General features: G+C 68.1%; 4 protein-coding genes. 1 reads left to right on the top strand and 3 read right to left on the bottom strand.

What is annotated here, in order from left to right:
- Window positions 1-40: 40 nt before the first annotated feature.
- A complete protein-coding gene (gene rpoD, locus ABZ260_RS45290; protein WP_355630498.1) occupies window positions 41-1,144 on the bottom strand; it encodes an RNA polymerase sigma factor RpoD in 1,104 nt (367 codons plus the stop codon).
- Window positions 1,145-1,329: 185 nt separating this feature from the next.
- On the bottom strand, window positions 1,330-3,180 hold the full coding sequence (gene dnaG, locus ABZ260_RS45285; RefSeq protein WP_355630495.1) for a DNA primase: 1,851 nt from the start codon (window positions 3,178-3,180) through the stop codon (window positions 1,330-1,332).
- Window positions 3,181-3,404: 224 nt separating this feature from the next.
- Here dnaG and ABZ260_RS45280 point away from each other — a divergent pair, with 224 nt between their 5' ends.
- Window positions 3,405-4,244 carry a M23 family metallopeptidase gene (locus ABZ260_RS45280; RefSeq protein WP_355630493.1) on the top strand — a complete coding sequence of 280 codons (840 nt, stop codon included), beginning with the start codon at window positions 3,405-3,407 and terminating at the stop codon, window positions 4,242-4,244.
- 13 nt (window positions 4,245-4,257) lie between these two features.
- On the opposite strand, the gene ABZ260_RS45275 is transcribed toward ABZ260_RS45280, so the two are convergent.
- Window positions 4,258-5,490: a deoxyguanosinetriphosphate triphosphohydrolase gene (locus ABZ260_RS45275; RefSeq protein WP_355569166.1), complete on the bottom strand. Its 1,233-nt coding sequence runs from the start codon at window positions 5,488-5,490 to the stop codon at window positions 4,258-4,260.
- Window positions 5,491-5,737 lie beyond the last annotated feature (247 nt).

The following is a 5,737-nucleotide window of genomic DNA, read 5'->3' as shown; positions in this document are numbered from 1 at the left end:
CCGGGAACCTCGGTTCCCGGGGCCCGCGCCGTACGGCTCCTCATTCGAGGTAGTCGCGGAGCATCTGCGCCCTCGTCGGATGGCGTAGCTTGGCGAGGGTCTTCGACTCGATCTGACGGATGCGCTCGCGCGTCACGCCGAACTCCCTGCCGACCTCCTCCAGCGTCCGGGGGTGGCCGTCCGCGAGCCCGAAGCGCAGCTGGATGATGCGCTGTTCCCGATCTGAGAGCGTCGCGAGGATGTCGTCGAGCTGGTCCTGCAACATGATGAAGGCCGCCGCCTCCATCGGGACCACCGCGTCCGCGTCCTCGATGAAGTCACCGAGGTCGGAGTCCTCCTCACCGATCGGCGACTGGAGCGAGACCGGCTCCTGGGCGATCCGCTGGATCTCGATCACCCTGTCGATCGGCAGGTCCATCTCCAGGGCGATCTCCTCGGGCGCGGGCTCGCGGCCGAGGTCCTGGTGGAGCTGGCGCTGGACACGCACCAGCTTGTTGATCGTCTCGACCATGTGCACCGGAATCCGAATGGTGCGCGCCTGGTCCGCGATGGCCCTGGTGATCGCCTGGCGAATCCACCAGGTGGCATATGTGGAGAACTTGTAGCCCTTGGTGTAGTCGAATTTCTCGACCGCCCGGATGAGCCCGAGGTTGCCCTCCTGGATGAGATCCAGGAACAGCATGCCGCGCCCCACATATCTTTTGGCGATTGACACGACCAGCCGCAGATTGGCCTCGATCAGCCGCTGCTTGGCCCGCGTGCCCTGCCAGGCGAGCTCCTTGAACTCCGGGAAGACCAGGCGTGAGACGACGCTGGTCAGCTTGTCCTCGGCGAACAGGCCCGCTTCGATGGACTTGGCGAGCTCCACCTCCTCCTCTGCCGTGAGCAGGGGCACACGACCGATCTCCCGCAGGTAGATCCGGACGAGATCGCTGGTAGGAGCCCTTTTCCCGATATCCTCCTCATCGGACCGGGCGGGTTCCTCGTCGCTCTGAGGCTCGAGGACCTCCACTCCGTGCTCGGCGAGCATGCGGACGACGCGTTCAAGCGCGTCGGACGGCAGCTCGGACTTGTCGAGAGCGGCGGCCACGTCATCGACCGTGACGCTTCCGCGCTCCCTTCCCTTCGTGACGAGGTCGGCCACCTGGTCTACCGATGGCGGCCCACTTGGCAGCACCGATGCACCCACGGGAGACAGTCTGCTGTATTGGGTCCCCTAAATGGCAGACCTATTTTTGTCACCGAAGGTAAGGCCGCGATCATTATCGAATTGAGACCTTATTCGGGTTTGGTGGAATCGCCTCGCGGATATTAAAGCCAATTACGCGATCAGCTCGCGGCGGCGCGTTCCCTCAGCACGCGCCGCTGCTGCTCAAGCGCGACCAGTTCCGCGTACAGCCGCTTGTACTCCTCCGGCTCCTCGACGGGATTGGTCCGCTCCATGCGTGATTTGAGCTGATCGAGCACGCGAGTGACGGCGACCAGTTCGAGTGCCACCAGCAGCCCCGCCGCGTACCGCTCCTCGCTCGTCAGGTCGGCGCGGATCTCCTCGACCGCGAAACGGGTCAGGAGCCCTCTCAGGGAGTCGCTCACGCCGTTCAGCAACCGGTCCACCCACTCTCGCCCGCCGGCTCCGGCCGCCGCGGTGCCGCCCGCGTCGGCGATGAGCTTGTAGAGGGCGAGATGCTCGGGAAGGGTGAACGCCTCCCCGCCCATCACGTCGAACTCCGGGCCGAGCAGCGCGGGACGCTGCACCGCCAGTTTGAGAACCTCGGCCTCGGTCCTGACGGTGGGATCGGTCAGGTCCGCGACCTTCCTCGGCCTGGCCTTCTGACGGGGACCCGGCTGTGCCCGCAGGGACACCTCCATGATCCGGTCCAGCACGAAGCTCTCGTCGTTGAAACCGAGCCAGCGGTCCAGGCTCACCGCGTACAGCTTGCGCAGCCCCTGGTCCTTGATCCGGGCCACGATGGGTGCCGCGGCGTCGAGTCCGGCGAGCCGCCCCTCGTTGGTGCTCGCGTCGTAGCGGGAGATCACGCTGCGAATGGCGAAGGCGAACAGCGGCTCCCGGCCGGCGATCAGGTCGCGCACGGCCGCCTCGCCGTGCCTGATGCGCAGGTCGCACGGGTCGAGCCCGTCCGCCTGCACCGCCACGAAGGTCTGGGTGGCGAACTTCTGCTCGTCGGCGAAGGCGCGCAGTGCCGCCTTCTGCCCGGCGGAGTCACCGTCAAAGGTGAAGACCACCTCGCCCTGGGAGCCCGTGTGGTCGAGCAGCAGCCGCCGGAGCACCTTGATGTGCTCCTCGCCGAACGCGGTGCCGCAGGTGGCCACCGCCGTCGGCACGCCCGACAGATGGCAGGCCATCACATCGGTGTAGCCCTCGACGATCACGGCCTGGGAGCGCTTGGAGATCTCGCGTTTGGCCAGGTCGACACCGTAGAGAACCTCGCTCTTCTTATAGAGCGGGCTTTCCGGGGTGTTCAAATACTTCGGCCCGTCTTCGGCGTCGTTCAACTTCCGCGCGCCGAAACCAATGACATCTCCGGTTATATCGCGAATAGGCCAGACCAGCCGTCCCCGGAAGCGGTCGATCGGGCCGCGCCGCCCCTCCTTGGCCAGCCCCCCCTTGATCAGTTCCGCGCTGGTGAACCCTTTGGCCATCAGGTGCCGCGAGAGCGCCTCCCACTCGGCCGGGGCGTACCCGACGCCGAAACGCTCGGCGTCGACCCGCTCGAACCCGCGCTCCGACAGGAACCTGCGCCCGATCGCGGCGTCGGGCGCGGACAGCTTCGAGACGTAGAACTCGGCCGCCGCCCGATGTGCCTCGATCAGGCGGGTGCGCTCGCCCTGCTCGCGTCCCGGGACGTATCCGCCCTGCTCGTAGCGGAGCTGGATGCCCGCCCGGCCGGCCAGCCGCTCGACCGCCTCGCCGAACGACAGGTGCTCCAGGCGCCGGACGAAGGTGATGACGTCACCGCCCTCGGCGCAGCCGAAGCAGTACCAGTACCCCCGGGTGGGGGTCACGTTGAACGACGGGCTCTTCTCCTCATGGAAGGGGCAGAGCCCTTTCAGGTTGCCGCCGCCCGCGTTGCGGAGCTGGATGTGCTCGCCCACGATGTCGGCGATCGGTGAGCGCTCCCGTACGAGCGCGATGTCCTCGTCACTGATCCGGCCTGCCACGCCGCGAGTCTAGTCCGGCCCCCCGACAGGTCGGAGCAGTCGGCCCGGCCCGCCTCCGGACGGGTGGCAGCGGTGCCGCCGGGACGGGAGGGACAGGAGGAACGATGACTTTCCCGAAGCGGTCGTGACCAACCATGACGTCGGTTACAAAGGTAAAGGCGGATTCTCGATAATGTACGCGGGTGGAGATCATGCGATCGGGGCATATAGCACGATTGGCCGCTGTGACAGGTGCGGTGCTCGTCACCGGAGCCTGCGCGTCGCCGGGTGGGGTGGCGGGCATCGGCACGGCGGCTCCGAGCTTCGAGTCCGAGGCCGCCGCCGGGGCACCGGCCTCGGTCACCGCGACCATGCCCGAGGCGACGCCGACCCCCGCCCCGCAGACGGCGGTCGACCGTCCCAAGGCCGACCCCCCGGTGCGGGTTCCGCCGCCGAAGGTTTCCGAACACACCTATGTCTTCCCGGTGAAGGACTGCTCGGTCAACTACCAGAGCAGGCTTCTGGTACTGCCCAAGACCACGATCTGGGCGGCCAAGGGCTGCTCCTTTGTCTCACCGGTGAACGGCGTGGTCGACGAGGTCAACGTCAAGAACCGCTGGAAGCCGTCCACCGATCGCGGCGCCCACCGTGAGGGGCGCTTCGTCACGGTCATCGGCGACGACGGCGTGCGCTACCTGGGCGGCCACCTGGACAAGGTGGCCCCGGAGGTCCGGCCGGGGCTGCGCGTCAGCGCCGGCCAGGTCCTGGGCCAGATCGGCAACTCGGGCAATGCCCGCTCCACGGCCAGCAACCTTTATTTCGCGATCTCCTGGAAGGCCGATCCCTCGCTGTGGTGGGTCCGCCGGGGCATGGTCAAGCCGTGGGACTATCTGGACGCCTGGCTGAAGGGCAACCCCACGCTCTCTCCGGCCGACGAGATGCGGGCCGTGATGAACCGGACCGGGGCGGCTCCCAGGTGCGTCACCCTCTGCGCGTCGAAGCCGACGCCGACGCCGACGAAGAAGCCCACCAGGAAGCCGGAAGAGCCCGATGAGCAGGAGCAGATCACACTGGGCGGCGGCTGAGCGCGACAGCGGGTCAGTGACCCGCCAGGTGGCGGTGCCAGGCGACCGCGGAGGTGTCGGTGAGCGAGGCGATCTGGTCGATGACCACGCGGAGCCGACCGGCGTTCCCCGCCGCCCTGGTGAAGGCGGGCCTGAAAGCCGGTTCCAGGGTGCCGGGGGCACCCAGCATGATCTGGTGGGCCAGGTCGTGGATCAGCTCGCGCTGCCTGGCCTGGTTGGCGTTGTGCGCGTCACTGGCCATCACGTAGTGGGCGGTGACCCCCTTCAGCAGCGCGCACTCCAGCCGGGTGGCCCTGGGCACGATCAGGTCGGCGCTGTAGCGCCCGGCGGCCGGGCCGTACGCCTCGCGGGTGGCCACCTCGGCGGACCTGCAGAAGTGGCCGATGAGCGAGCTGGTGAGCCCCTTGATCGCGGCGAGGTCGGCGAGCGAGCGGTCGAAGTGGCGGGGCCAGAGCGGCTGGGTGATCAGGCGGCCGAAGAGATCCTCCAGCTCGCCGGGCTCCGCGTCGGGGGCGTACCACTCGCGGGTGGTCGCGCAGACCTCGCGGCGCTCCGCCGGGTCGCGCATCGCCTCCAGCACCACGTTGCCCGAGTGAAGGGCGTCTTCCAGGTCGTGCACGGAGTAGGCGACGTCGTCGGCCCAGTCCATGATCTGGGCTTCGAAGCTGACCCGTCCCTCGGGTGCGCCCTCCCTGATCCACTCGAAGACCGGCAGGTCATCGTCGTAGACGCAGTACTTGGCACTTCTTTCCCTGGTCCACGGGTATTTGACCGCCGCGTCCAGAGCGGCGCGGGTGAGGTTGAGGCCGGCGCTACGGCCGTCCTCGGTGACCACCTTGGCCTCCAGCCGGGTCAACAGGCGCAGGCTCTGCGCGTTGCCCTCGAAGCCGCCGCACCCGGCGGCGAGTTCGTTGAGCGCCGTCTCCCCGTTGTGGCCGAACGGCGGGTGGCCGAGGTCATGGGCCAGGCAGGCGGTCTCCACCAGGTCGGGGTTCCTGCCCAGCGCCTCACCCATCTCCCGGCCGATCTGCGCGCACTCCAGAGAGTGGGTAAGGCGGGTTCGAGGGATGTGCTGGCCGCTGCCGAAGGTCTCTCCCGGGCCGACGACCTGGGTCTTGGCGGCGAGCCGCCGCAGCCCGGCGCTGTGCAGCACGCGTGCCCGATCACGCCCGAACGGGTTTCTGCCGGGGTTGCCGGGAGGTTCCGGCACCCACCTGACCTGGTCGTGTTCGTCATAGCCATGCATAAGTGCAGTGATTTTATCCGCGATAGGAGAGCACTATGCGGAACGGCGAGAAAACACCTGGTTACCGGGACCCGTGACCTTTGCCCCGGCTCGTACCGGACCTCGAGGCCGCCCCGGTGCGGTGGGACGACCACGGGGTCCGACTCCGCGGGTGTCGCCTCCGGCGGTGCCGGAGGGGGCACAACCCCGAACTTTACGGGGGGATTCACAGGGGAGATAGGAAGAGGGTGGTGTGGGGGGAGATGGG

This window comes from Streptosporangium sp. NPDC006013 (genome assembly GCF_040614275.1).
Taxonomy (GTDB): domain Bacteria; phylum Actinomycetota; class Actinomycetes; order Streptosporangiales; family Streptosporangiaceae; genus Streptosporangium.
Note: the sequence above shows the minus strand (reverse complement) of the source record. Positions and strands in the feature narration are given on the sequence as shown.